This is a genomic window from Nitrosospira sp. Nl5, assembly GCF_900102495.1.
GTDB lineage: Bacteria > Pseudomonadota > Gammaproteobacteria > Burkholderiales > Nitrosomonadaceae > Nitrosospira.
Genome location: NZ_FMVQ01000013.1, coordinates 36,260 through 60,147, shown reverse-complemented (window position 1 = coordinate 60,147; position 23,888 = coordinate 36,260). Strand labels below are relative to the sequence as shown.

Genomic DNA, 23,888 nt, shown 5'->3' with positions numbered 1-23,888 from the left:
TGGCCAATTTATGGATTCGTTAATTGTCAGCTTCGATAATCCGCATTGATCTTCACGTAATCATATGACAGATCACACGTCCATATTGTGGTGGACGTTTCTCCCCTGTTAAGCGCAACGCGTACAGTGATTTCAGATTGCCTCATCACCCGCTGGCCGTCCTGTTCGCGGTAGGCGTGCGCTCTGCCGCCATTTTCCGCAACCAGCACGTCATCCAGATAGAGTTGCAGCCTGTTTACATCAAGTTCGTCCAGGCCAGCGTTACCAATGGCCGCAAGTATCCGCCCCAGATTTGGATCGGATGCGAAAAAAGCGGTCTTAACCAGGGGTGAATGTGCAATGGCATATCCCACCTTGGCGCATTCGCCCAATGTCTTGCCGCCCTCAATTCGAATGGTGATGAATTTGGTCGCGCCTTCCCCATCGCGCACAATCGCTTGCGCAAGCTGCGCCGCAACCTCCGTTATTGAATCTTGCAATGCCACAAATCCAGTACTTGCTTTATCAATGATAGTCGAATTGCCGGCACGGCCCGTGGCAATCAGAATGAAAGCGTCGTTGGTTGAAGTATCGCCATCCACCGTGATGCGGTTGAACGAATTTTCCGCCGCGTGCCGCACGATTTCCTCCAGTAACGGCTGGCTCAAAGCCGCATCGGTTGCGATGTAACTCAACATTGTCGCCATGTCTGGACGAATCATTCCGGAGCCCTTGGCAATGCCTGTAATGGTGACGGTTGTGCCGTCGAGTGTGATGCGCTTCGATACGGCCTTCGGTACAATATCCGTCGTCATGATTGCCTGAGAGGCAGCAAACCAGTTGTCAGGCTGTAGGTCGGCTACCGCTAGGGGCAAGGCTGCGACAATTTTTTCCAGTGGCAGCAGCTCCATAATCACACCGGTAGAAAACGGCAATACCTGGCTGCTGCTACAACCGAGCAGTTGGGCCAGCTCGATACAGGTAGCGCGGGTGCGCGCAATCCCTTCCTCACCTGTGCCAGCATTCGCGTTGCCGGTATTGATGATTAATGCGCGGATCGGAGAGTCCGGATTTGAAAGATGTTCTTTAGCGACTAATACCGGCGCCGCGCAAAAATCGTTTTGCGTAAACACAGCGGCAACCTTTGCGCCTTCGTCCAGCACAATTAAGAGCAAATCCTTGCGGCCGGGTTTCTTGATTCCGGCTTCTGCGATGCCGAGGGATACGCCTTGTATGGTAATCAGTTGTTCGGGTAGTGGAGGCGTTAAGTTGACGGGCATGGTGATTTGACGGTAATGAATAAAGCGTGGTTTGATTCTCGGCCCAGCGGCATCATCGCAAGGATTTCAGTCGTTATTTTTGTTTCGAAGGGAATACGTCATGCTAACCGGTCTTAAATCTTGCTCCCCATGCCGGTTCTATATTTATGTATTTCCGTGTTTATGTGGAATAGGTAAAGTGTGGCGTAACCCTCAAAAAAGCACCTTGCTATATTTGACATGATAATTGTTAAATCCGCGATCAAGGAGTATACGCATGCACTGTGATAAAGAACTGGATGTGCGTGGCTTGAACTGTCCGCTACCTATCCTGCGCACTAAAAAATCTCTGGTAGATATGACTACCGGCCAGATATTGAGAATCATCGCCACAGACCCCGGGGCAGTGATTGATTTCGAGGTCTTTGCTGATCAGACGGGTAACGAATTGCTATCCTCATCAGAAACAGCTGGGGAGTTCATGTTTTACATGAAAAAGAAATAAGTGATCGGGCCATGTGTGGCGGACATGACTGAAGACCGCATGATTTCCAAAGGCCCGAAGCGGGTGCGGTATCCGGTCCGGTATTCAATACCCGTTGTTGGCAGAACATCGCAAGATATCCGTTTTTTACATTCCCTGGCTACGCACCTTCCTTAATTAAACTTCTTCTTCGGGGGAAAGCCTTCGTGCCTCGTCTTCCAGCATTACCGGAATCCCGTCCCTGATAGGGAAAACCAAGCGATCTCCCTTGCAAATCAGTTCATTTTCAGATTTTCTGTAAAGCAGCGGCCCCTTGCACAGCGGGCATACCAGAATATCGAGCAGTTTTGCGTCCATGGATTTGTTACCTCAAATTTAATAGTCGCTTCAACTCGTTGGAGATCAAATTTTGCACACATTGGCCATACTTTATCAGCAACTCCATTTTACCGTATTCCTCCGCCCAGCCGACGTGCTACCCCGCCAGAGGCGTGCTTATTCCGGATTCTTGGCCATGAAAGTAATGTGATTGTATCCCGCCATACGCGCGGCTTCCATAATCGTGATAACGGACTGATGCGTAGCCGCCGCATCCGCATTGATGACGATTACCGGATCAGGCCGGTCCCCCGCTGCGGCGCGTAATTCATTGCTAAGTCCTTCAGCGCTGGAGGAGTTGATGGAAGTCCGATTTACCGTATAGCTCCCGACGGCGCTTACCGAAACATCTATGACATTAGGCCGGTCAGCGGGCTTGTCGGACGCCGCTTGGGGCAAACTGATTTCAAGTTCGGAGAATCGCGAGTAAGTCGTGGTAATCATCAGGAAAATAAGGATGACGAGCAATACGTCGATCATTGGCACGAGATTAATTTCCGGCTCTTCCTTTTGTCTGCCTCGCTGAAAATTCATGGAGTAATTTGCTGTTTGGTAAGAAATGCGCAGGGGATGTGAAGAATTTACTGATATCCGCCATCTGGAGCGAGCCCAGTAAAAGGTGAGCGTGAAAAACTATCATCAATCATGGGGCAAATTAAAAATGAGTGGTCAACACCGAATCAGGTTCATCTATAAGTCAGTCCCGCCGCTCGCCATGAATGATTTCCACCAGCCTCAGCGCTTGCAATTCCATTTCCACCACCAGGGCGTCCACCTTGGCGCGGAAATGACGATAAAAAATCATGCTTGGAATGGCGACCAGAATGCCGAACGCGGCATTATAGAGCGCCACGGAAATACCGTGGGCGAGTTGTGCCGGATTGCCGGCCCCTGTGGAAGGAGAGCCTGCGCCGAAAATTTCGATCATGCCGACGAGGGTTCCGAACAGTCCCATGAGCGGACTCAAGGAAGCAATGGTTCCCAAAGTGGTGAGATAATGTTCAAGGTTATGCGCGACAGCACGGCCCGCTTCTTCAATGGATTCTTTCATGACTTCCCGCGTGCTCTTGTCATTTCTCAAGCCAGCTGCGAAAATTTGGCCCAAGGGAGAATTTTTCTGAAGCTGTGCAAGCATATCTTCGCTAACGCCGTTTTCCCGGTACTCCTGCACCACTTTAGGCAGAAGATCTCTCGGTGCTACCATACTCAGGCGCAGCGCCCACATACGCTCCCCAATAATGCCTGCGGCGACGATGGAGGCTAAAATAATCGGCCAGATGGGCCAGCCGGCAGCCTGAATCAAAGCGAACACATTACGTTCTCCCTAGTAATTTTTTGATACGGACTAGAGCCGTAATGTATCTTGCCCACATATTTTCAGCAAGGATAAGGCGTTATAAGGGAAGTATTTTCTTGTCCACAGTTGCTGTGGATAAGTTTGTGGGCAGTTTGCAGATAGAGGCATTAAGTCGTCCTCCCATAACAGTATTTTCTGATTAGACTAATTTTTGCACTTTCAAAAGATCCGCTTAAAAACAGCAGGTTATGTGCATATCTAGGATACATGCGGGTTTGCGGGATTCGATTATGCGATTTTTGTGACAAGTGTGGATTACTGTAGAATGTCAAGATGAATTTTCTCATGGAAATGGAAATCGTTCGCGCGGTCTTGAGCGTGAGCGAATTAAACCGTAGCGCCAAAGACTTGCTGGAGCAGGCCTTCCCACTGTTATGGGTGAGCGGGGAAATTTCAAACATCAAGTGCTACGGGTCAGGCCACTGGTATTTTTCTCTCAAAGACGCAAACGCTCAGGTTCGCTGCGTCATGTTCCGGGATAAGAACCAATATCTGGATTGGCAGCCCAGGGATGGTATGCAGGTGGAGGTTCGCGCGCTGGTAACGTTGTACCAAACCCGTGGAGACTTTCAACTGAGCGTTGAGACTATTCGCCGGGTCGGACTGGGCACATTGTTCGAGGCTTTCGAGCAACTCAGGGCCAGACTGGGGAAGGAAGGACTGTTTGATACTGACCGCAAAAAGCCGTTGCCGTCGTTTCCAAAACAGATCGGTATTATCACTTCCCCGGCCGCGGCCGCATTGCATGACGTCCTGTCCACATTGCAGCGGCGCATGCCTTCTCTGCCGGTGGTCATTTATCCTACAGCGGTTCAAGGTACCGGTGCAGCAGTAAAAATAGCGGCTGCCATTCAAAAGGCTGTAAGCCGCGCCGAGTGCGATGTGCTGATTCTGTGTCGCGGCGGTGGCAGTATCGAGGATCTGTGGGCATTTAACGAAGAGGTTGTGGCGCGGGCGATTGCCGCCTGCTCTATTCCTCTAATCAGTGGCATAGGTCATGAAACCGATTTCACCATCGCTGATTTTGTCGCTGATATTCGCGCGCCCACGCCAACCGGCGCATCCCAATTCGTCTGTCCGGATAGCGAAGAATTATTGCATCGCGCGAAAGCTCTGCACGGCCGCATCCAGCGCGCCATGCGGCAAAGTAATGAAACCCGCATGCAAAATACCGATATGCTTGCATGTCGTTTGATACATCCTCACGCACGGATTGATGAACAGCTAGCACACCTTCAGCGTTTACGCGAACGGCTGGCTGGTTCCTGGCAGCGGAATTCCGAAAGCAGGTATTGGCGTTTGCGCGAACTGAAGCAGCGCGTAACGGTTGCCAGTCCCGATATTTCCCGGTTGATCGAACGCCAGCATGAGCTGGATTTGCGCCTGCGCCGCGCCTTTGCCGGCTCCATTCAGACGCTTGTAACAGGCTTGCAGCGCCAGCAAGCAAATCTTGTCCATCTTAACCCCGCGGCAGTATTGGAGCGCGGCTACAGTATCGCCCATACCGCTGATGGCGCCATACTGAGGAATAGCGATCAGATTGGCATTGGCGATACGATTCGCGTGACATTTGCCAACGGATGGAGCAGGGCGAGCGTCACCGAGAAGGGAGGATAGTTAAAATGCCTATCCTATCGTCGCTACCAGACGCTCGTCGTTGATATGCGTAACGATGCCTCCTCGCCATTGATCGGACTGGCAACGGTACAAATCTGATGTTTTCTGAAACCGATATCTCGCCGTATCCGAGCAGCTACGCAGCTAGCGGTTTTGACTGGATTCCGGGTCAAGCCGGAATGGCGAAGTTCACAGTTTTCTTGCTGGACAAATAGCGTTGTATCGGCGCGGCTGTAAAAAGTTCGCAATCATTGTGGACATTTGGGTGGGGGTGATGCAGACTTGGGATGGTGGCGTACGCCGATGTCAACGCGCTATACCCATTGCGATTTTTCGGCGTAAACCCGACGTGGTTCCCGAAGCTATCGCGTCTTATTTAGTCCTCTTCGTCAGGAAAACTATCCTCAATGCCAAGAACCTTCCTCATGCTCGGTGCTGTCAACGCCTTTCTGTGCGTTGCGCTTGGCGCTTTCGGTGCGCATGGCCTGAAGCAAAGGCTTACTACCGATATGCTTGCCGTATACCAGACCGGCGTGCAATATCATTTCTATCACGCGCTGGGTCTCGTCGCTGTCGGCCTGGTGTTGCTGTACTTCCCTAAGTCGAGATTGGTGGCGGTGTCGGGCTGGTTGATGCTCGCAGGAATTATCCTGTTTTCCGTTAGCCTGTACGCGCTGAGCCTGACGGGAATACGTGGGCTTGGTGCGATTACGCCCCTCGGAGGCGTTGCATTTCTGACCGCATGGGCGATACTTGCCTATGCGGCATGGTCCGTAAAGTAAGCCGGCACAGTATCGCCATGACCATTGTTGTAGCCTCCGTTTCATTGCATCGGTGACGCGTCATTGTTTTTTTGCTCCTTGCCCGCGTGGACTGGAGCCTATATTGGCTGCTGAACTGGAGCAACTCGGCGCGTCCTCCGTGCAGGGGCGCGATGGCGGAGTGCAATTTCAGGGCGATTGGCGCGTTTGCTATCGAGCTAATCTGGAAAGCCGTATTGCCAGTCGCATTCTTTGGCAGGTTGCAACCCAGCCCTACGCAAGTGAGGCCGATGTATATAATATCGCTCGCGCGTTGCCATGGAACGAGTGGTTTACCCCGGCCCTCACGATTCGAGTTAACGTGGCCGCTATCAAGTGTCCACTACGCAGTCTCGATTTTGTCACACTCAAAATCAAGGATGCGGTCTGCGACAAATTCCGCGAGATTACCGCCCGCCGCCCGAGTGTGGATACGGCGCGGCCGGATATCCGCATCCACGGTTTTCTCGACGCCTGGAAATTTTCCTTGTATCTGGACACCTCTGGTGAGGCGTTGTTCAAACGCGGTTTAAGAGAAAGGGCTGGAGAAGCTCCAATACGGGAAAACCTGGCAGCCGGAATTTTACGCTTGACCGGCTGGCAACCGGGTATTCCGCTACTTGACCCCATGTGCGGCAGTGGCACATTCCTGCTTGAAGCGGCGCAAATCTCGTTAAATATCGCACCCGGATTGGAGCGCGGTTTCGCCTTTGAGAAACTGACGAAATTTGATAAAGCGTTATGGGATCAGCTGCGGAAAACTGCGATAGCGCGGCAAAAACCAAAAACGCCGCAACCTATATTCGGGAGCGATCTGTACGGGGATGTTTTGGCCGCCGCACGTGCAAATTTATCTGCCGCTGGATTTTCTGAAATCCTCACACTGAAGCAGGCGAATGTACTGGAAATTTCCGCCCCTGCTCCCTTCGGCTTCCTTGTCACCAATCCTCCCTACGGGGTACGTATAGGTGAGCAGCAAGCGCTTACGGAGTTCTATCCCAAATTGGGGGACGTTCTGAAGAAAAGATTCAGTGGCTGGGAAGCTTACATTTTTACGGCTGATCCGCTTCTGCCAAAGTTGATACGTTTAAATGCATCGCGTCGTACTCCCTTGTTCAACGGTGCGCTGGAATGCCGTTTACTGGAATACAAAATGGTGGCGGGCGGGATGAGGAGGGTGAGGCAAGGCAACGTTCCTCAGCCGACCAAATCCTGATAGCCATTTAAATCCCAGATAATCCATCAGGCGGCTCTGCGAGCCTACCCGGGTGCTAGTGGTGTGCTTCGCAATTGATTGAACCTAAAAGCGCGGCTTTTCGCGTCATGCGTCGTTGCAAATCCTCGCGATAGGTTCGGCTATCGCTGTGGTTTGCGCCTAGCCTGACACAAAAATCCATTGCTTTTATTAATCCAACCAATTGCGAAGCATATCATTGGCGGTCTGTTTGCGGCCATTTTCGCCGCTTGCCCACGTCCACAGACCAGCTATGGACTTTTCTCCCAACCGACAAAACTGACTCGCAACCTGCCTCACCGTCATCTCGTGTCCTAATGGATTATCTGGGATAATCACTCGATGAAGCCGGGAATCAGAGCGATTTTTCTGTTGATATTTCTAGGTTGCGCCAGCCTGGTCAGCTACGCGCTCTACCTCCAGTTGGTAAAAAATTTGCTGCCCTGCCCACTTTGTGTCGTGCAGCGTATCGCATACTGGCTGACGGGGTTTGCTGCGCTATTGGCGTTTCTTCACGCTCCAGGGGTATCAGGCCGCCGGATTTACGGCGGCCTGATAACCGTCTCCGCATTCCTCGGCGCGGCCGTTGCGTTGCGTCAAGCCTGGCTCGTGCGCTATCCCGAAGCATTCGAATGCGGTATCAGTCCGGAAGAGAAGTTCTTGAATGCCTTGCCGCTCGCCAGATGGTGGCCCAGCATGTTTGAAGCAAATGGAGATTGCGCCGATGTAACCTGGAAGTTTGCGTTACTCACTCTTCCCGATTGGTCGGCAATTTTTTTTATCGTTTTTGCCGGTTGTGGCGTTTACGCTTTGCTTGCCAAGCGCCATCGGCCCCAACGACGCCCGTAACTATGTGTGTTGCCTTCCCTTTTAGAAATAAGTAAACCATCCGGGTGAAATCGTCTGAGTACTCCGGGCACGAATGAAAAAACACAGCGCTATTTTTGCAGGCAAACGATCTGTCGCTCTTGAAATCTGAACTTGCGGCCTTATCTACAATCTACTTTTTTCGAGGCGACGGGAACACACCTATGAAACGAATCTTCCTCTTTATCATCACAAATCTGGCAATTTTGCTGGTGCTGAGCATTACGCTGCGCCTGCTGGGCGTAGATCGGATGCTGGATGCCGAGGGTATCGGCATAGACTTTAATTCACTGCTTATCCTGGCCGGTGTGATCGGTTTTGGCGGTTCGCTGATTTCCCTTGCCATGTCCAAGTGGACCGCAAAGCGCATGACAGGCGCGGTGGTCATCGAGCAGCCGTCCGATCCAACCGAGCGCTGGCTGGTAGAGACTGTCCGCCGCCAGGCCGATCTTGTCGGGGTTGGCATGCCGGAAGTGGCGATTTACGATGCGCCCGACGTGAATGCCTTCGCCACTGGTATGAACCGCAACGAGGCGTTGGTGGCTGTAAGCACTGGACTGCTTCGTAACATGCAAAAAGATGAAATCGAAGGGGTGCTGGCGCACGAAATGAGTCACGTCGCTAACGGCGACATGGTGACTCTTGCACTGATTCAGGGCGTGGTCAACACGTTCGTGATTTTTCTGTCGAGAGTCATCGGACATTTTGTGGACAGGGTTGTATTCAAAACCGAACGGGAACATGGCCCGGCTTTTCTGATCACTACCCTGGTGGCACAAATGGTGTTGGGAATACTTGCCAGCATGATAGTCATGTGGTTCAGCCGCCAGCGTGAATTCCGCGCCGATGCGGGCGGAGCTCAGTTGGCGGGCCGCAACAAAATGATCGCCGCGCTGGAACGCCTGAAACAACAGCATCAACCGTCGCAGTTGCCGGATCGCATGGAGGCATTCGGGATTTCCGGAGGCGGCGGCAGCCTCAAGGGCTTGTTCATGTCACATCCGCCGCTTGAGGTGCGTATCGCGGCACTACGTGCAATGCCCTGATGCGTTGCAGTTCGTTCCCGGTACCTGACTAGCAGGAGCGGAGTACCGCCCCTGCTTTCTTTTGGATATTGTTCAGAGGGAAGGAGCTTGATTCGGATTTTGAAGAGCTGGGGCAATCACGGGTATACTTCTCCCCCGTGAGTTAATTTGCGATGTTTATCGAATGAAAGTCGGAGGCAGTAACCGAACACTCCCGGGATTATCTAAGAGAAGAAGTCCGGCGATTTCTTGTAATATGCCGTCCCTCAATCGGCGTCATCATCCTTGCTCTTGGGCGGGTTGCCGTCATGTACCAGACTACGCCGCCTTTGGAGATATGCATCCCGCACGAATTCATATTTATCCAGCGCGGCCTCATCCAGCGTTTTTTCGGATTTCAGCAATCCGGCGCGTGTATCGATGGCTCTGGTTCCCCCGACGATGGGGCCTATAAAGGGGGCTACAAAGAAGCTACCCACAAAAACAGGGTCGGCGGCAATGTCCAATACACGGCCACCGGCATCGCGAGTCGAGCTGGGCCCGAGAAAGGGCAGCACAACATACGGTCCGCTCGCGACACCGTGATACCCCAAGGTTTGTCCGAAATCTTCATCGCGCTTTTCCAGGCCAATGTCGCTGGCCAGATCGATTATGCCTCCCAGACCAAAGGAGGTGTTGACGACCACCCGCATGCTGCTCCGCAGTGCTTCGTGGAATTTGAATTGCAGCAGATTATTGAGTGTCACGGGAATATCATTGACGTTGGAATAAACGTTGCCGATTATCATTTGGATGGGAACGGGCATCACTGTTTTATAGCCCGTGGCCACCGGCCTGAATACGTAATCGTCAACCGATTCGTTAAACTTGAATACCGCGCGATTCATCGGCTCCCACGGGTCTTTTTTATTATAGGGTGGATAAGCGGTCGGAGCGGCATTCTTGAATACGGGACCACTAAATGATTCCTGTGGACCTTTTTGATTATTGATTGTATCGCTGCTACCGGATGGGGCGGCCGTATTAGCCGAAGCGGTTACGTTGGTTGGAGCACTTGTATTAACCGTGCCGTTTGTATTAACCGGAGCGCTTGTATTAACTGTGGTGCCCGGATCCGTCGGCGTGCTCGGGTCAGTTGCGGCGTTCGTGTTGGTGGCTGGGTTCTCTTTAGCGCTCTTGCTCTTATTAGTCGTGGCACAACCGTTAAGAAAAAATCCCAACAGTAGCATTGCCAGGACGGGAAACTTGATAAGGGGGGAGCGGTTCATATTCAAGGTATTTAATTTTTGGCTGTTGGCAGGGCAAAACGTCGCCATTATATGGCGAATTCAAATTTAAAATGCAAGTTTTTTTCTAACGCGAAGCGGGGTTTCTCCTGATTTGCGCGCCAAGGGCGCTTGATGCTTGCTTTTGCCCGTTATTATTTCTTTAGAAGGACGTTATCTCAGATTTAGAAGGACATCATCTCCAATTCCGAATCTGTTCGATAAAGGCATCAGCTAAATCCGTCCTGTAGCGAACGCACCATAAGAGTGAGGACAAAGTAATACAAAGACAAAGAGCTCGCGAATCAGTGGAGTGCTGCAGAGGGGAAGATGACGCCCGGTGATGGCATCAGCAGTAGTGCGGTGAGGGGTGATCTCCGGTTTTTTCAGCCGCTGATTTGGATTCATGGCGCGCCCCTCCTGGCGAAATTCCTGAGACGGAAACCGAGCAGCCATAGCATCGTAAAGTAGCTTGTTGCGCCGATTGCAACCACCCATGTCAGCCGTGTCGCGCGCTCGAAACTGGAGCCCGCCAGCCACGATGTATCGCTGCCCGAGGCAAACCATAGCATGCTGCCCATTGTAATTAGCGCCACCAATATCTTGACCATAAAAACCGCCCAACCCGGCTGAGGCTGGTAGATTTGATGGCTGCGCAGTTTGTAGTAGAGCAATCCGGCATTGAGGCATGCGCCTAGACCAATAGCCAGTGCCAACCCGGCGTGGCGCAGCGGGATGATGAAGGCGAGATTCATCAGTTGGGTGGCGACAAGGGTGATGACAGCGATTTTAACGGGTGTCCTGATATTCTGACGCGCATAGAACCCGGGAGCTAGTACTTTTACCAGAATCAGACCAAACAGCCCCACACTGTAGGCCACTAACGCGTTACGGGTCATCCACACATCGTTAGCCGAAAATTCGCCGTGATAAAACAGTGTGGCGATAAGCGGGGTGGCAAGCAGTGCCAGCGCCAGCGCAGCGGGCAACGTTAGCAGCACAGTCAGGCGCAAGCCCCAATCCAGCAGGCGGGAATATTCTTCGGTGCTGTTGTCGGCATAATGGCGCGACAAGGACGGCAGCAATATCGTTCCCAATGCCACGCCTAACAGACCAGCGGGGAATTCCATCAGTCGATCCGCGTAGTAAAGCCACGATACGCTGCCTGTAATGAGGAATGAGGCAAATATCGTATTGATGAGCAAGCTTATCTGGCCGATAGAGACGCCAAAGACTGCAGGTCCCATTTGCTTAAGCACGCGCCATGCGCCCTTATCCGGCGATTTCAGCCGTAAACGCGGCATCAATTTGATGCGCATCAAAAACGGCGCCTGGAAGGCGAGCTGCAATACGCCGCCAATGAATACTGCCCAGGCGAGCGCGAGCACCGGCGGGTTCATGAGTGGCGCGAGCCACAAGGCGCAACCGATGAACGACAGGTTCAACAGCGCCGGCGTTAACGCCGGCACGGAAAATTTACCGTGGGTATTCAGTATGGCTCCCGCCAGGGAGACCAATGAGATAAATAGGATGTAAGGAAACGTAATTCGCAGCAATTCAACCGTCAGCTGGAATTTCTCCGAGCTGGCGGCAAACCCCGGCGCGCTTACGTAAATTACCACGGGCGCCGCGATTACCCCTATCAGCGTAACCACGAACAGTGCAATCGACAGCAGCGTTGCGACATGATTGATCAGTTCACGTGTTTCCTCGGATGAGCGGCGGTTTTTATATTCCGCGAGTATTGGCACAAATGCCTGTGAAAATGCGCCCTCGGCAAATAGACGGCGCAGGAGATTGGGAATGCGAAAGGCTACGAAGAATGCATCGGTTTCAATGCCGGCGCCAAAAATACGGGCCATCAGCACGTCGCGTATGAATCCCAGTATGCGGGATATCAGGGTCATCCCGCTGATGGTGGCGAGGGCTTTGAGGAGATTCATGGACGAGTATCTTAACCTGAATATCCCAGTTGATTTATGTCGGCAGAAGAAAATCCGGCGAGATACCCTGGTTCCTGCCGCACGTGGCTTGACTACAGGTCAACTGAACTCGGGGAATCAGCTTCTCAGCTCCTGTTTCCCCTTGCAATATGGCAAAAATATCCGTAACATTCGAAGATTTTCAGTAGTAGTCAATTGAGGAATTTTTATGGCCAATAGTGCACAAGCGAGAAAGCGTGCGAGACAAAACGTCAAGCAACGTGAGCATAACACCAGTCAGCGCTCCCAATTGCGCACCGCGATCAAGCACGTGAGGAAGGCTGTTGAAACCGCCGACAAAACCGTCGCACAAGCGGCGTTCAAGGCATCCATTGGCACGATAGATTCGATTGCGGACAAGGGAATCATCCACAAGAATAAAGCTAGCCGCCACAAGAGCCGCCTATCGGCCGCCATCAAGGCGATGGCCTGATCAGCGAATCGTATAAAAAAACCCGGCCTCCCCGGGTTTTTTATTTTCTTGATTTTGCCTGACGTTTTCTGATTAATTCCTGATATTTTCTGGCTAATTGCCCGCCTGCGACGAATGTCGCCGCGGTTTTTGTGTCCGTTTCCATGCTCATGGACCATGTCGATGCTATTGTTCCGGGAGCCTGCGCTTGTAATCAATGTTATTTTGGCGCATAAAGTGATTTCAGATAATCAGAAGTAAGTGTTCATGAAGAGACCAATTAGCCGAATTCTTGTCATTAACGACGAGAAGCTGGTACTGAAGGAACTTATCAAGGGATTGAATGCCGCGGCAAAATCCCTTGAGAATCCCTTGGGTATCAGTTTTACAGGCGTTACCACCGCGCGCGAAGCGCTGCAGGCAATCGAACAGGATGGCGATATTCAGTCGGTCGTGGTGGACGATACGCTCTACACCCTGAAAAACGGCGAAAAGGGCGCGCGCAACTTGCAGATGACAGCGCTAAGGCTGGTGCAGGAAATCACCCGTTTCCGCCCTGAACTGGATATTTATATCCTGATCGCGCAGGAAAAAGTGGATGAAGTGGTAGATGCGCTCTTTTCGGAAACGGTGGACGGCTATTTTTATCGTGAAGAGCGGGATTATCGAGGTATGTATCGCATTCTCAATGCCCAGCTTCAGGAAAAAGCACGCACCCCATTTTATGACCAGCTCAAAAATTATGTACTAATGGCGAAAGATGCATGGCATACGCCTGGCCATTCATCCGGCGATTCGCTTCGCGACAGCCCATGGGCGAGTGATTTTTACCAATTCATCGGGGAGCATATTTTTCGCGCCGATCTATCGGTGTCGGTACCGATGCTCGACTCATTGATGGAACCCTCCGGAGTCATCGCCGAATCGCAGAAGATTGCAGCCAAGGCATTCGGCGCACGACGCACTTTTTTTGCAACTAACGGCACCTCCACTGCGAATAAGGTGATATTTCAGACGCTGCTCGCTCCCGGCGAAAAGCTGCTGCTGGATCGAAACTGCCATAAATCCGTGCATCATGGTGTTGTTCTATCCGGCGCCTATCCGATTTATCTCGACTCCTCCGTCAATAAGAAATTCAGCGTTTACGGACCTGTACCCAAACAGACCCTGTTCAATGCCATTGAAAGCCATCCGGATGCACAGGCGCTCATACTCACAAGTTGTACTTACGATGGTCTGCGTTATGACTTGCCTCCCATCATTGAGGCGGCGCATGCTAAAGGCATTAAGGTTATCATCGACGAAGCCTGGTATGGCTTTGCCCGCTTTCATCCGGCTTTCCGTCCCACTGCGATGGAAGCGGGCGCGGATTACGCTACGCAGAGCACGCATAAAGTGCTATCGGCTTTTTCTCAGTCCAGCATGATTCACGTCAACGATCCTGACTTTAATGCCCATCTGTTTCGTGAAAATTTCAACATGCATACTTCCACCAGTCCGCAGTACAGCATGATCGCAAGCCTCGACGTGGCGCGCAAGCAGGCGACACTGGAAGGGTACAAACTGCTTTCGCGCACGCTGGAGCTGGCGAAGGAGGTACGCATGCAAATTAATTCCACCGGGGTGTTCCGAGTGCTGGAACTTGCTGATCTATTACCTGAAGAAGTAAAACATGACGATATCCAGCTCGATTCCACCAAGGTGACAGTGGATATATCCCGCTGTGGCTTTACCGTTGAGGAGTTAATTCGTGAATTATTCGAGCGATATAATATTCAAGTGGAGAAATCCACTTTCAATACCCTTACTCTACTGCTCACCATCGGCACTACCCGCAGCAAAGTTTCGCGGCTCTATGACGCACTGATGCGCATTGCGCGCGAGGGCCGGGCGCCTCGCCGGCTTTACCAGATTCCGGAGATTCCAGGTTTTACTGATCTGAAGTATCTGCCGCGCGACGCGTTCTACTGTGGAGGTGAACTGATGCCGCTGCTGGATGAGCAGGAGAGAGTCAACACCGGCCTGGACGGCCGAGTATGCGCGGATCAAATTACTCCATATCCGCCCGGTATTCCGGTACTGGTGCCGGGACAAACTATCACGCTCGAGGTCATGCATTATCTGATTAGCATGCTGCGCTCGCAGAAGCGTGTTGAACTGCACGGAATCGTTTACGATGGCTATCTGCCGTGTCTGCGGCTGCTCACCACCCTTGAGGAAAAAGGCTTGAAAAAGCTGGTCAAATAGGTAAAGATACGGATGAGCAGCAACAATGAGCAAACAATGCACCACGGCGGCATATGCCGCCGTGGTGCATTGTGGCCCTGGAAAAAAGATTTGGCGCAGATATGACTATTTATATATGCCCCTTTTTGAAATTGATGTTCCGGCAGGTTGCCAGCTCAGCTTATTTGGCAATTGACTGCCGGCTATGGATACTTCGAAAATTCTTCATTCAGCATGCCTTGATACGCAAGCGATAGAATTTCTGGTAAAGCAGTATCACGACGAAACGACGTAAAGCGGGCTATACGCGAAACGATGTTTGCAAACCTGGATCTAGAGACGCTCTTATGTCGAATTTAATGAATACCTACATGCAGCTTCCCGTTACTTTTGCCAATGGGGAAGGCGTGTGGTTATGGGATGAAGCGGGTAAACGTTATCTCGATGCGCTAGCCGGCGTTGCGGTATGCGGTCTGGGGCATTGTCATCCAAAGCTTGTGAAGGCAATTTGCAAGCAGGCGGGGACGCTTATCCATACCTCTAATCTTTATCATATTGGTAGACAGGAACAGCTGGCCGGCAAGCTGGCCGTACTGTCGGGCATGGATAACGCATTTTTCTGCAATTCGGGCGCGGAGGCCAACGAAGCCGCGATCAAGCTGGCACGGCTGTATGGTCATGGCCGGAATATCGATCTTCCCACTATTATCGTGATGGAAAAATCCTTTCACGGACGCACCATGGCGACCCTGACCGCGAGCGGTAACCGCAAGGTGCAGGCCGGTTTCGAGCCACTGCTCACCGGTTTTGCGCGGGTTCCGTACAATGATCTGGAAGCGGTGGCGCAAGTCGGGATACACAATAAGAATGTTGTCGCCATATTGGTGGAACCTTATCAGGGTGAAGGTGGCGTTAATGTGCCCCAAGCGAGTTATTTACAGGGTCTACGCCATTTATGTGATCAGAATGGCTGGCTGCTGATGCTGGATGAGGTGCAGTGCGGGATCGGCCGTAGCGGCAAATGGTTCGCCTTTCAACATAGCGGCATCGTTCCTGACGTGATAACGCTGGCGAAAGGCTTGGGTTCAGGTGTGGCCATCGGCGCTTGCCTTGCCAAAGGAATGGCGGCGGACGTATTCAAGCCCGGTAATCACGCCTCCACTTTCGGCGGCAACCCGCTGGCATGTACTGCCGCGCTTACCACGCTGGAGGTAATCGAAGAAGATGATTTGCTGAGAAATTCGATGGAACTGGGCGATTTCATGCGCAGCATGTTTAAAGCGCAGTTGGCCGGCCTGCCTGATGTCAGGCAAATTCGCGGCCAAGGATTGATGATTGGCATCGAACTTTCCAAACCCTGCGGCGACCTTGTGAAAGAAGCATTGAAACGGGGACTGCTGATCAATGTGACTTCCGATAACGTGGTGCGCCTGTTGCCGCCGCTGGTGATGCAGCGAAACGAGGCGGAACAAGTGGTAAATATCTTGTCTGCGATAGTGAAGGAATTCTTGATGGTTTGACGAGGATTGTTAAGTGGAAAAAGTGAAACATGGAATCTTCAGTTTCACGTTTTCAAGCTCTGCCAGTCTAGCGGACTTACTTAAAGGAAATCGGGTGCAACGCGGCAAGGTATCCAATTTTACGCCTTCCCGCTTCTTCAAATCCGACGGGCTGCAGGTGCGCAACTCATGATTCAAGAATAATTATGCAGATTAATCATTTTTTACAATTCAACGATTTTTCCCGGGAGGAATTCGAATACCTGTTCGAACGCACACGCTGGATCAAGCACGAATTCAAACAATACCGCCGCTATTGGCCATTGGAAGACCGTACCATGGCGATGATTTTCGACAAGCACTCGACTCGCACACGGTTGTCCTTTGAGGCGGGCATGCATCAGCTAGGCGGCGCAGCAATCTATCTTTCCACCCGGGATACCCAGCTGGGGCGAGGCGAGCCGGTAGAAGATGCGGCGCGTGTCATTTCACGCATGGTGGATATCGTCATGATCCGAACCTATGAGCATGACATCATCAAGCGTTTCGCCGCGCATTCGCGAGTGCCGGTGATCAATGGACTGACTGACGAGTACCACCCCTGTCAAATCATGGGGGATATTTTTACTTTCATTGAGCAAAATGGAAGTATCTCGGGCAAGACGGTGGCATGGATAGGAGATTCCAACAACGTCTGTAACACCTGGCTCCAGGCGGCGGAAGTATTCGACTTCAACGTGCACGTCTCGACTCCAGCCGGTTACGAAGTCGAGCCGGAACGGGCCGGTCTTTATGGCACCGGCCATTACGAGGAATTTGCCGACCCGCATGATGCTGTCAAAGATGCCGACCTCGTTACCACCGATGTTTGGACCAGTATGGGTTTTGAGGCGGAAACGGAGGAGCGAAAAAAAGACTTTGCCAACTTTCGCGTCGATGTTGAAATGATGTCCTGCGCCAAGAAGGATACGCTGTTCATGCACTGTCTTCCTGCTCATCGTGGTGAAGAAGTGGCGGCGGAAGTCATTGACGGCCCGCAATCAGTCGTATGGGAGGAAGCTGAGAACCGGCTGCATACGCAAAAAGCGCTCATGGAGTATTTGTTGCTGGGGAGATTAAAAGGCGCCCCTGATAATTCAAAATTTTAAGTTCAGCCTAAATCCGGTAGTTAGTTGCGGCCTCACCGGGAAGGTTGAGCGTCAAATAATACGAAATATTGTTATTAATCATAATACTGATCTAATAAATGAGCGGTCGACTACTGGATTTAGATTCAATACGTCAAGCAGGAGAAAAATGAACAAAGCTGGTGCATCCAAAGTTAACAAAGTCGTTTTAGCCTTCTCTGGCGGGCTGGATACCTCGGTGATCTTGAAATGGCTGCAGGATACTTACCAGTGCGAAATCGTCACTTTCACCGCGGACATTGGCCAGGGGGAGGAGGTAGAGCCCGCACGCGCCAAGGCTAAACAACTTGGGGTGAAAGAAATTTTCGTCGAAGATCTGCGCGAAGAATTTGTGCGTGATTTCGTTTTTCCCATGTTTCGCGCCAATACCGTTTATGAAGGCGAATACCTGCTCGGTACCAGTATTGCCCGTCCGTTGATTGCCAAGCGACAAATTGAAATCGCGCGAGAAACCGGAGCGGACTCGGTCTCGCACGGAGCAACAGGCAAAGGCAACGACCAGGTGCGCTTCGAACTCGGCTACTATGCGCTCCAGCCCGATATTCGGGTGATCGCGCCATGGCGTGAATGGGATCTTACGTCCCGGGAAAAGCTGCTGAAATATGCGGAACAGCATGGAATCCCGGTGGAAATGAAGAAAAAGGGCGGTTCTCCTTACAGCATGGATGCCAACCTGCTGCATATTTCCTACGAGGGCCGTACCCTCGAAGATCCCGCGCAGGAGCCGGAAGAGTCCATGTGGCGTTGGAGCGTGTCGCCGGAAAAAGCACCCGACGAGGCGGAATACCTCGATCTGGAATTCAGCCGCGGTGACATCATCGCCTTAAATGGTAAAAAACTTTCACCCGCCGATATACTTGCCAAACTTAATCAGCTGGGGGGCAAGCATGGGATCGGGCGGCTGGATCTGGTCGAGAACCGCTATGTGGGCATGAAATCCCGCGGTTGTTACGAAACTCCTGGCGGCACCATTATGCTACGTTCTCATCGAGCCATTGAATCCATCACTCTTGACCGGGAAGTGGCGCACCTGAAAGATGAGTTGATGCCGCGCTATGCCACGCTGATTTACAATGGGTACTGGTGGAGCCCCGAGCGCAGAATGATGCAAACCATGATTGATGCATCCCAAAGCCATGTAAACGGATCGGTAAGGGTCAAGCTTTATAAAGGCAATGTGATTGTGGTCGGACGGAGTTCCGTAGCGGATTCGCTGTTTGACCCCCACATCGCCACCTTCGAGGAAGACAAGGGTGCGTACAACCAGGCTGATGCGGTCGGATTCATCAAGCTCAATGCGCTACGGATGCGCATTGCGGCAAATTTGAAAAATAGAAAATGATCGGATCACGAATCAGTTCGTCGGTCGTGGTTAGGCATTTAACAGGGGATTGTCATGCCATCATTCGATATTGTTTCTGAAGTTGATAAGCAGGAGGTCAGAAACGCGATCGATCAGGTAAACAAGGAGGTCGGCACCCGCTTCGATTTCAAGGGGTCGGATGCGCGGGTGGAACAGGCAGACTATACACTTACCATTTATGCTGATGATGAATTCAAACTGGGCCAGGTTCTGGATATTCTGATGGCCAAACTCGCCAAGCGTAGCGTCGATGTGCGCTGCCTGGACAAGGGAGAAGCAGAGAAAATCAGCGGCAATAAGGTCAAACAGCAAGTCACGGTCAAGACCGGAGTGGAAAGCGAGTTGGCGAAAAAAATCATCAGGCTGATCAAGGACAGCAAACTCAAAGTGCAAGGCAGCATTCAGGGTGAGGCCGTACGTATTTCAGGCGCGAAGCGTGATACGCTGCAAGAAGCGATACAGCTGGTAAAGGAGTCTATTACCGAATTTCCACTGCAATTCCAGAATTTCCGCGATTAACGCATATACTTCCAGCACAATTTCGTCACCCCAGACCGGAAATCCATTTCGCATACAAACGGCCAGCAACCTGATTTAACGCCGGCACCCGTTTTGCCAAATCCGTTTGCATTGCCTCTATGGATTGCACCGCTGGTTCAGCGCTCCCAGTGATTTCCTCAACGCCTATTTTGCACCAGGTTTTAACCATTTTTTCAGTCATTTCCACATGGCACTGGAGGGCCAAGTGCCTATCCAGCGCGAACGCCTGATTTTCGCAGTAGGGACTGGAAAGCAAGCGGGTGGCGTGCCTTGGCACACTGAAGGTTTCGCCGTGCCAGTGAAATGCCTCAAAAACTGATAATTCGCCAAACCACTCGCAGGCGACAGCGTTAACTGCGACGCTGACTTCGCCCCAGCCGATTTCCTTGATTGGGCTTTTTCTCACCACGCCGCCAAGTGCCTTTGCCATTAATTGTCCGCCAAGGCAGTGACCCAGCACTGGAATATCGTTAGCTATCGCTTGCCGAATTAACGCAAGTGCCGGTTCAATCCATGGCAGGTTATCATTAACGCTCATAGGTCCGCCCATGAATACCAGCCCACTGAAATGGTCGGCGCTGGAAGGAAGCGCCTCACTGGCATCGACCTTGACGAGTCGCCATGGAATGGAATGAAAATCAAGGAATGTGGCGAGATAACCCGGACCTTCGGTAGGAAAATGCCTGAAGATTGCGACGGGTTTCATGGGAATGAGGTCCTGGTTTATGCGGGTTGATTAGCAGCGCAAAACACCCGATCCTGTTCCAGTCTGCGGGATTGGGGTGACAGGTGACGGCTGAATATGGTCACGAATGGTTGCGAGCGTCGCAGCTATCGGGTTTTCTCACGGCAACGTAGCTGCAAATTGCTATCGACCGAGCCGCCAAGGGGCGACGTCCGCTTCAGCGATAACTCTCTGTCCGATGACATTCGTGTTGCTGAAATCCGCCCTTTCATGCGCGCCTACCAAGTACTTTCCCGCCTCTACCTGGATTTCGACCTGTCCGCTCGCAACGGCAACAGTACCGCCATTCGTGTGCATGCTGACACTAAAGCGAGTACCGATATCCCTGATGTACGCCGTACCCACCTTTATCTGCAGCTTGCCGGACTCGTTGCCTTTCACGTCGAAATAAGCGTTGCCTCGCAACAATTCGATCCGGGGAGGCAGAGTGTTGGTGATGGTGACCATACTGTCCGCATCCAGACTGATGTCGATATCTGGCGTAGCCGTGATCGTCAGGCGTTGTCCCGGTACGGTTTCGTGAATCCGGGTTGCGGTGGGTGTGGCAATATACCATGATACGAGACCTAGACCCAGCCCCGTGGACGCAATGATACAGTGCAGCACGATGCGCCGCCAACTGCGGGGGCGCGCTATGGCGGACATATAGCTGTAGCGGCACGGACCATACTGTGTTTGCCGGACAGTATGCAGCTTTCCGGACGCCTGGCGATCGAGGTCTTGATTTTAACCATGTTCGGTACACAACTATTGTTGTGAGGGATCGGTAACGAATCCTATGCGGATGAGCCCGGCTTTGGCGGCAATTGACATCACCCGCGCTACATGCTCGTAATGAACAAGTCTGTCGGCACGAATATGCAGCTCCACATTGGGATCTTGTTTTACTGTGGCGGCGAAGCGCGGCGCCAATTGCTCCAGGGTAACCGGCTCACCGTTCCAGTAGAGGCTGGCATCGTCGCGAAGACCAAATTCAATATGTTCCGGCTTGGTGATATTCGGACTGCTTGATGCCTTGGGCAAGTCAACTTTAACCGAATGCGTGAGCAACGGTGCGGTAATGATAAAGATTACCAGCAGTACCAGCATGACGTCCACGAGCGGCACAACATTTATCTCCGTCATAGGGGTCTGGCGACTGCTGCCACTGTTCATGCTGCCAAACGCCATCACGACCTCCTTTCGTTAGGGGCCACTACCCGAAGTTGGCGCTCGTCACCCGCAGAACTATTGGTTTTGGCGCCAACGGCGATCAATACAAACAGGTCATGCGCGAAGGCATCAAGCCGCCCCAGCCATATGCGATTGCGCCGCACAAAAGTGTTGTAGGCCAACACCGCCGGTATTGCTACGGCCAGCCCCAATGCCGTCATGATGAGCGCTTCACCCACCGGCCCAGCGACTTTATCCAAGGTGCCCTGACCGGAGAGACCGATTTGTACCAGCGCGTGGTAGATGCCCCACACTGTGCCGAATAAGCCAATGTAAGGCGCAGCTGAGCCGGCCGAGGCTATCACCGTGAGACCGTTCTCAACCCGGGTCGCCTCCTGGTCGATGCCATTGCGCAATACGCGCGTGATGAACTCGCTGGCTCCGCCTGCAGCGGCAAGTTTCTGCAAGCCGTGTTTTTCCGAATCAACCGCGGCATCCGTCGCAAGTTGTGCAAGGTGTGCAAACGCGTTATCGCTTGTGCCTTCTTTTAGCGTCGAGTTGACCTCTTGCAGAGAATTGGCGCTCCAGAAACGTTTCAGAAAAACTTCCGCGCGGCGGCCCGCCAGATAGTTGGAAATACCCTTGGTAAGTATAAGGTACCAGCTCGCTACCGAAAGTCCCAGCAGCAGCGCCAGCACGCAGATACCAACGCCGTCGATCTGGGCGAGAAAATTTGAGAATCCGAGTCCTTTTTCCATTAAATCAATCTCCTTGCAATACAAAGTTGAAGGGTTGCAGCGCAATGGCTCGAACCGGCTGGCCATTACGCTGAGGTGGATTGCAACGCCAGGTTTTTACCGCAACCATTGCGGCTTCGTCGAGACGTTTAAATCCGCTGCTGTCAACCACCTGTGCGACCTTAACACGGCCGCTCTCATCCAGCTCTACTCGTAGCACCAGCTTGCCTTCTTCTCCCAGCCGTCGCGAAAGGGCCGGGTAAGCAGGAGCGTTCAATTCAGGGCACGCGACAGATAGCTCTGCAGAAAGCGTAACTGGGCCTGGCGACATCTGCGGTGGCGCTTCCGCTATCGGCGCTGGTTTTGGTTCCGGTTCTGCCTCCGGTTGCGGCAGCGGCGGCGGCGGTGGGGCGACTGGTTCGCTTTTGGATATCACCGGTGCTTCCGCCACTAATTGGCGCGACTGCGGTTTTTTTACCGGTTGGGGCTTGGGTGCCGGCGGGGGCGGCTCAGGCTTGGCCTCTTCTTTTGGCTTGGGTGAGGGGATAAAATTGACAAGTAGTGTCGCTAATTGTTCAGGCGGTGGAATCAATTCCTGCTTAAACAGGAAATAAAGTAGTGCGCCATGAATCCCAAGAACAAACATCAGGCCGGGCAAAGAGACAGAATTGCGCTTCATTCCATGCACTTAATGCCGCCCCACGTCAGGCACGCTATTGCGGGCCAGCCAGTCTTCAACAAATTTCTTGCTGACCAGGCCAGTCTTGGCCTCACGCTGATGCTTTGGGTCATAGAAATACGTACGCGGCACTTCGCCATACCAGCGACGATCAATTTCGAAACGCAATCGTTCCGGCATATCCTCCGCAAAGACCCATTGCTCAACCTTGCTCATTCCATAGCTCTCTGCCCGGGAAATAAGTTGTGGCGTATCATTTACTGTATCGGTGGCGATCAGAACGACATCCAGCTTGGGATGATTACGTTTGAGTTCGCTCAGCATTTTCAATTCCGTGGGGCAATATTGGCAGTCAAGGGACCACAAGACGAGAACGAAAGGCTGTCCTTCCCGGGCTCCGAGAACTTGCGATAGACTTCCCAGCTTGAACGGATGAACATCTTCAGCGGCTCTGGGGGCGCTCATGACAGTTAGCATCAATACGAGGAGTAAACCGCAGAGGGCCGGATGACGGCGGTAGTGAAACATGTCACGGACAGTCTCGCACCCGCCTGCCAAGGGTTTGGAAGTATTGAACATAAGGAATGTAAATCTAATTAAGAATCAGTCGCAGTTCAACGTCGAAATTTTACCACTTAATTCGTACATTCACACATAGCACATAAGCGCATTTCAGCTATTTCTTGTTGTATTCCCCTTAGGCGCTCTCTATTAAGCTGGTGAGAGAGCATGGTAGGCGCGAGAAGCCGATACCACAATGCGACAAATTGTCGCAGGATAGAAATGAGCCTGCCGAGATAGGGAAACTTATGACTGAAATTCCTGCGCTTGGTTCGCAAATAATATTTACTCCGAAGCGCCTGTAACACCACAAAGCTCATTTCGTTTCCCTTTGGCAATGACTGCAATGGCGGAACAAAGCCGATAATACTGCTACTTCCCCGGTCAGCCGACCTTGACTTATCGAGACTGATAAGACCATGCACCAACCGAAGCTGAGTTGTCAGGCCTTACTATCTTCAATCCTTGCAAGTATTTCAGCCTCTTAATGGCTTGTTACGCGTCCTTTTCCAGCAACTGCTCGGGCAAATCGTAAAAAGT

Annotated in this window: 25 protein-coding genes; 13 read left to right on the top strand and 12 right to left on the bottom strand. The window is 52.1% G+C overall.

Annotated elements, in window-relative coordinates; translation table 11 throughout:
- Positions 1–26: 26 nt before the first annotated feature.
- Positions 27–1,259: a bifunctional glutamate N-acetyltransferase/amino-acid acetyltransferase ArgJ gene (gene argJ / locus BLP45_RS11905; protein WP_090372703.1), complete on the bottom strand. Its 1,233-nt coding sequence runs from the start codon at positions 1,257–1,259 to the stop codon at positions 27–29.
- Positions 1,260–1,515: 256 nt separating this feature from the next.
- Here argJ and BLP45_RS11900 point away from each other — a divergent pair, with 256 nt between their 5' ends.
- A complete protein-coding gene (locus BLP45_RS11900; RefSeq protein ID WP_090372702.1) occupies positions 1,516–1,743 on the top strand; it encodes a sulfurtransferase TusA family protein in 228 nt (75 codons plus the stop codon).
- Positions 1,744–1,899: 156 nt separating this feature from the next.
- Here BLP45_RS11900 and BLP45_RS11895 read toward each other — a convergent pair whose 3' ends face one another.
- The 3 genes from BLP45_RS11895 to BLP45_RS11885 all read right to left on the bottom strand — a co-directional run bounded on the left by BLP45_RS11895 (position 1,900) and on the right by BLP45_RS11885 (position 3,412).
- Positions 1,900–2,079 (bottom strand): Trm112 family protein, encoded by a 180-nt coding sequence (locus BLP45_RS11895; RefSeq protein WP_090372701.1) that lies wholly within the window; start codon positions 2,077–2,079, stop codon positions 1,900–1,902.
- A gap of 138 nt (positions 2,080–2,217) precedes the next feature.
- Positions 2,218–2,634 carry an ExbD/TolR family protein gene (locus tag BLP45_RS11890; RefSeq protein ID WP_090372700.1) on the bottom strand — a complete coding sequence of 139 codons (417 nt, stop codon included), beginning with the start codon at positions 2,632–2,634 and terminating at the stop codon, positions 2,218–2,220.
- Between the two features lie 163 nt (positions 2,635–2,797).
- On the bottom strand, positions 2,798–3,412 hold the full coding sequence (locus BLP45_RS11885) for a MotA/TolQ/ExbB proton channel family protein (protein ID WP_090372699.1): 615 nt from the start codon (positions 3,410–3,412) through the stop codon (positions 2,798–2,800).
- A 318-nt stretch (positions 3,413–3,730) separates the two neighbouring features.
- Here BLP45_RS11885 and xseA point away from each other — a divergent pair, with 318 nt between their 5' ends.
- The 5 genes from xseA to htpX all read left to right on the top strand — a co-directional run bounded on the left by xseA (position 3,731) and on the right by htpX (position 9,021).
- Positions 3,731–5,074 (top strand): exodeoxyribonuclease VII large subunit, encoded by a 1,344-nt coding sequence (gene xseA, locus BLP45_RS11880; RefSeq protein ID WP_256327808.1) that lies wholly within the window; start codon positions 3,731–3,733, stop codon positions 5,072–5,074.
- Between the two features lie 407 nt (positions 5,075–5,481).
- On the top strand, positions 5,482–5,856 hold the full coding sequence (locus tag BLP45_RS11875) for a DUF423 domain-containing protein (RefSeq protein WP_090372698.1): 375 nt from the start codon (positions 5,482–5,484) through the stop codon (positions 5,854–5,856).
- Positions 5,857–5,908: 52 nt separating this feature from the next.
- Positions 5,909–7,090, top strand: a complete 1,182-nt coding sequence (locus BLP45_RS11870; RefSeq protein ID WP_090372697.1) for a THUMP domain-containing class I SAM-dependent RNA methyltransferase — start codon at positions 5,909–5,911, stop codon at positions 7,088–7,090.
- 360 nt (positions 7,091–7,450) lie between these two features.
- A complete protein-coding gene (locus BLP45_RS11865; RefSeq protein ID WP_256327807.1) occupies positions 7,451–7,957 on the top strand; it encodes a disulfide bond formation protein B in 507 nt (168 codons plus the stop codon).
- 182 nt (positions 7,958–8,139) lie between these two features.
- Positions 8,140–9,021: a protease HtpX gene (htpX, locus tag BLP45_RS11860; RefSeq protein ID WP_090372696.1), complete on the top strand. Its 882-nt coding sequence runs from the start codon at positions 8,140–8,142 to the stop codon at positions 9,019–9,021.
- Positions 9,022–9,266: 245 nt separating this feature from the next.
- On the opposite strand, the gene BLP45_RS11855 is transcribed toward htpX, so the two are convergent.
- Together BLP45_RS11855 and murJ are read right to left on the bottom strand one after the other, a co-directional pair.
- Entirely contained in the window at positions 9,267–10,229 is a 963-nt protein-coding gene (locus BLP45_RS11855; RefSeq protein WP_090372739.1) for an MlaA family lipoprotein, read from the bottom strand.
- 440 nt (positions 10,230–10,669) lie between these two features.
- Complete coding sequence (murJ, locus tag BLP45_RS11850; RefSeq protein ID WP_090372695.1) at positions 10,670–12,208, bottom strand: murein biosynthesis integral membrane protein MurJ; 1,539 nt, start codon at positions 12,206–12,208, stop codon at positions 10,670–10,672.
- Between the two features lie 208 nt (positions 12,209–12,416).
- On the opposite strand from murJ, the gene rpsT reads away from it, so the two are divergent.
- From rpsT to BLP45_RS11820, 7 genes are all read left to right on the top strand, one after another.
- Positions 12,417–12,680 carry a 30S ribosomal protein S20 gene (rpsT, locus tag BLP45_RS11845; protein ID WP_090372694.1) on the top strand — a complete coding sequence of 88 codons (264 nt, stop codon included), beginning with the start codon at positions 12,417–12,419 and terminating at the stop codon, positions 12,678–12,680.
- 246 nt (positions 12,681–12,926) lie between these two features.
- Complete coding sequence (locus tag BLP45_RS11840; RefSeq protein ID WP_090372693.1) at positions 12,927–14,906, top strand: aminotransferase class I/II-fold pyridoxal phosphate-dependent enzyme; 1,980 nt, start codon at positions 12,927–12,929, stop codon at positions 14,904–14,906.
- A gap of 25 nt (positions 14,907–14,931) precedes the next feature.
- Positions 14,932–15,081: a hypothetical protein gene (locus BLP45_RS14645; RefSeq protein WP_176754739.1), complete on the top strand. Its 150-nt coding sequence runs from the start codon at positions 14,932–14,934 to the stop codon at positions 15,079–15,081.
- Positions 15,082–15,232: 151 nt separating this feature from the next.
- Positions 15,233–16,405 carry an aspartate aminotransferase family protein gene (locus tag BLP45_RS11835; RefSeq protein ID WP_090372692.1) on the top strand — a complete coding sequence of 391 codons (1,173 nt, stop codon included), beginning with the start codon at positions 15,233–15,235 and terminating at the stop codon, positions 16,403–16,405.
- A 185-nt stretch (positions 16,406–16,590) separates the two neighbouring features.
- The gene (argF, locus tag BLP45_RS11830) at positions 16,591–17,532 is read left to right on the top strand and encodes an ornithine carbamoyltransferase (RefSeq protein ID WP_090372691.1); all 942 of its coding nucleotides are present in this window, start codon (positions 16,591–16,593) and stop codon (positions 17,530–17,532) included.
- A 148-nt stretch (positions 17,533–17,680) separates the two neighbouring features.
- Positions 17,681–18,913 carry an argininosuccinate synthase gene (locus BLP45_RS11825; protein ID WP_090372690.1) on the top strand — a complete coding sequence of 411 codons (1,233 nt, stop codon included), beginning with the start codon at positions 17,681–17,683 and terminating at the stop codon, positions 18,911–18,913.
- A gap of 54 nt (positions 18,914–18,967) precedes the next feature.
- A complete protein-coding gene (locus BLP45_RS11820; RefSeq protein WP_090372689.1) occupies positions 18,968–19,453 on the top strand; it encodes a YajQ family cyclic di-GMP-binding protein in 486 nt (161 codons plus the stop codon).
- Between the two features lie 25 nt (positions 19,454–19,478).
- Here BLP45_RS11820 and BLP45_RS11815 read toward each other — a convergent pair whose 3' ends face one another.
- From BLP45_RS11815 to BLP45_RS11790, 6 genes are all read right to left on the bottom strand, one after another.
- The gene (locus BLP45_RS11815) at positions 19,479–20,180 is read right to left on the bottom strand and encodes a type 1 glutamine amidotransferase (RefSeq protein ID WP_090372688.1); all 702 of its coding nucleotides are present in this window, start codon (positions 20,178–20,180) and stop codon (positions 19,479–19,481) included.
- Between the two features lie 162 nt (positions 20,181–20,342).
- On the bottom strand, positions 20,343–20,864 hold the full coding sequence (locus BLP45_RS11810) for a FecR domain-containing protein (RefSeq protein WP_090372687.1): 522 nt from the start codon (positions 20,862–20,864) through the stop codon (positions 20,343–20,345).
- A gap of 102 nt (positions 20,865–20,966) precedes the next feature.
- Positions 20,967–21,389: an ExbD/TolR family protein gene (locus BLP45_RS11805; protein WP_090372686.1), complete on the bottom strand. Its 423-nt coding sequence runs from the start codon at positions 21,387–21,389 to the stop codon at positions 20,967–20,969.
- Positions 21,389–22,129, bottom strand: coding sequence for a MotA/TolQ/ExbB proton channel family protein (locus BLP45_RS11800; protein WP_090372685.1), 741 nt, complete (start codon positions 22,127–22,129; stop codon positions 21,389–21,391). Before BLP45_RS11800 ends, BLP45_RS11805 begins: the two co-directional genes overlap by 1 nt.
- A gap of 4 nt (positions 22,130–22,133) precedes the next feature.
- The gene (locus BLP45_RS11795) at positions 22,134–22,787 is read right to left on the bottom strand and encodes an energy transducer TonB (protein ID WP_090372684.1); all 654 of its coding nucleotides are present in this window, start codon (positions 22,785–22,787) and stop codon (positions 22,134–22,136) included.
- A 9-nt stretch (positions 22,788–22,796) separates the two neighbouring features.
- A complete protein-coding gene (locus tag BLP45_RS11790; RefSeq protein ID WP_256327806.1) occupies positions 22,797–23,252 on the bottom strand; it encodes a TlpA family protein disulfide reductase in 456 nt (151 codons plus the stop codon).
- Between the last annotated feature and the right edge of the window lie 636 nt (positions 23,253–23,888).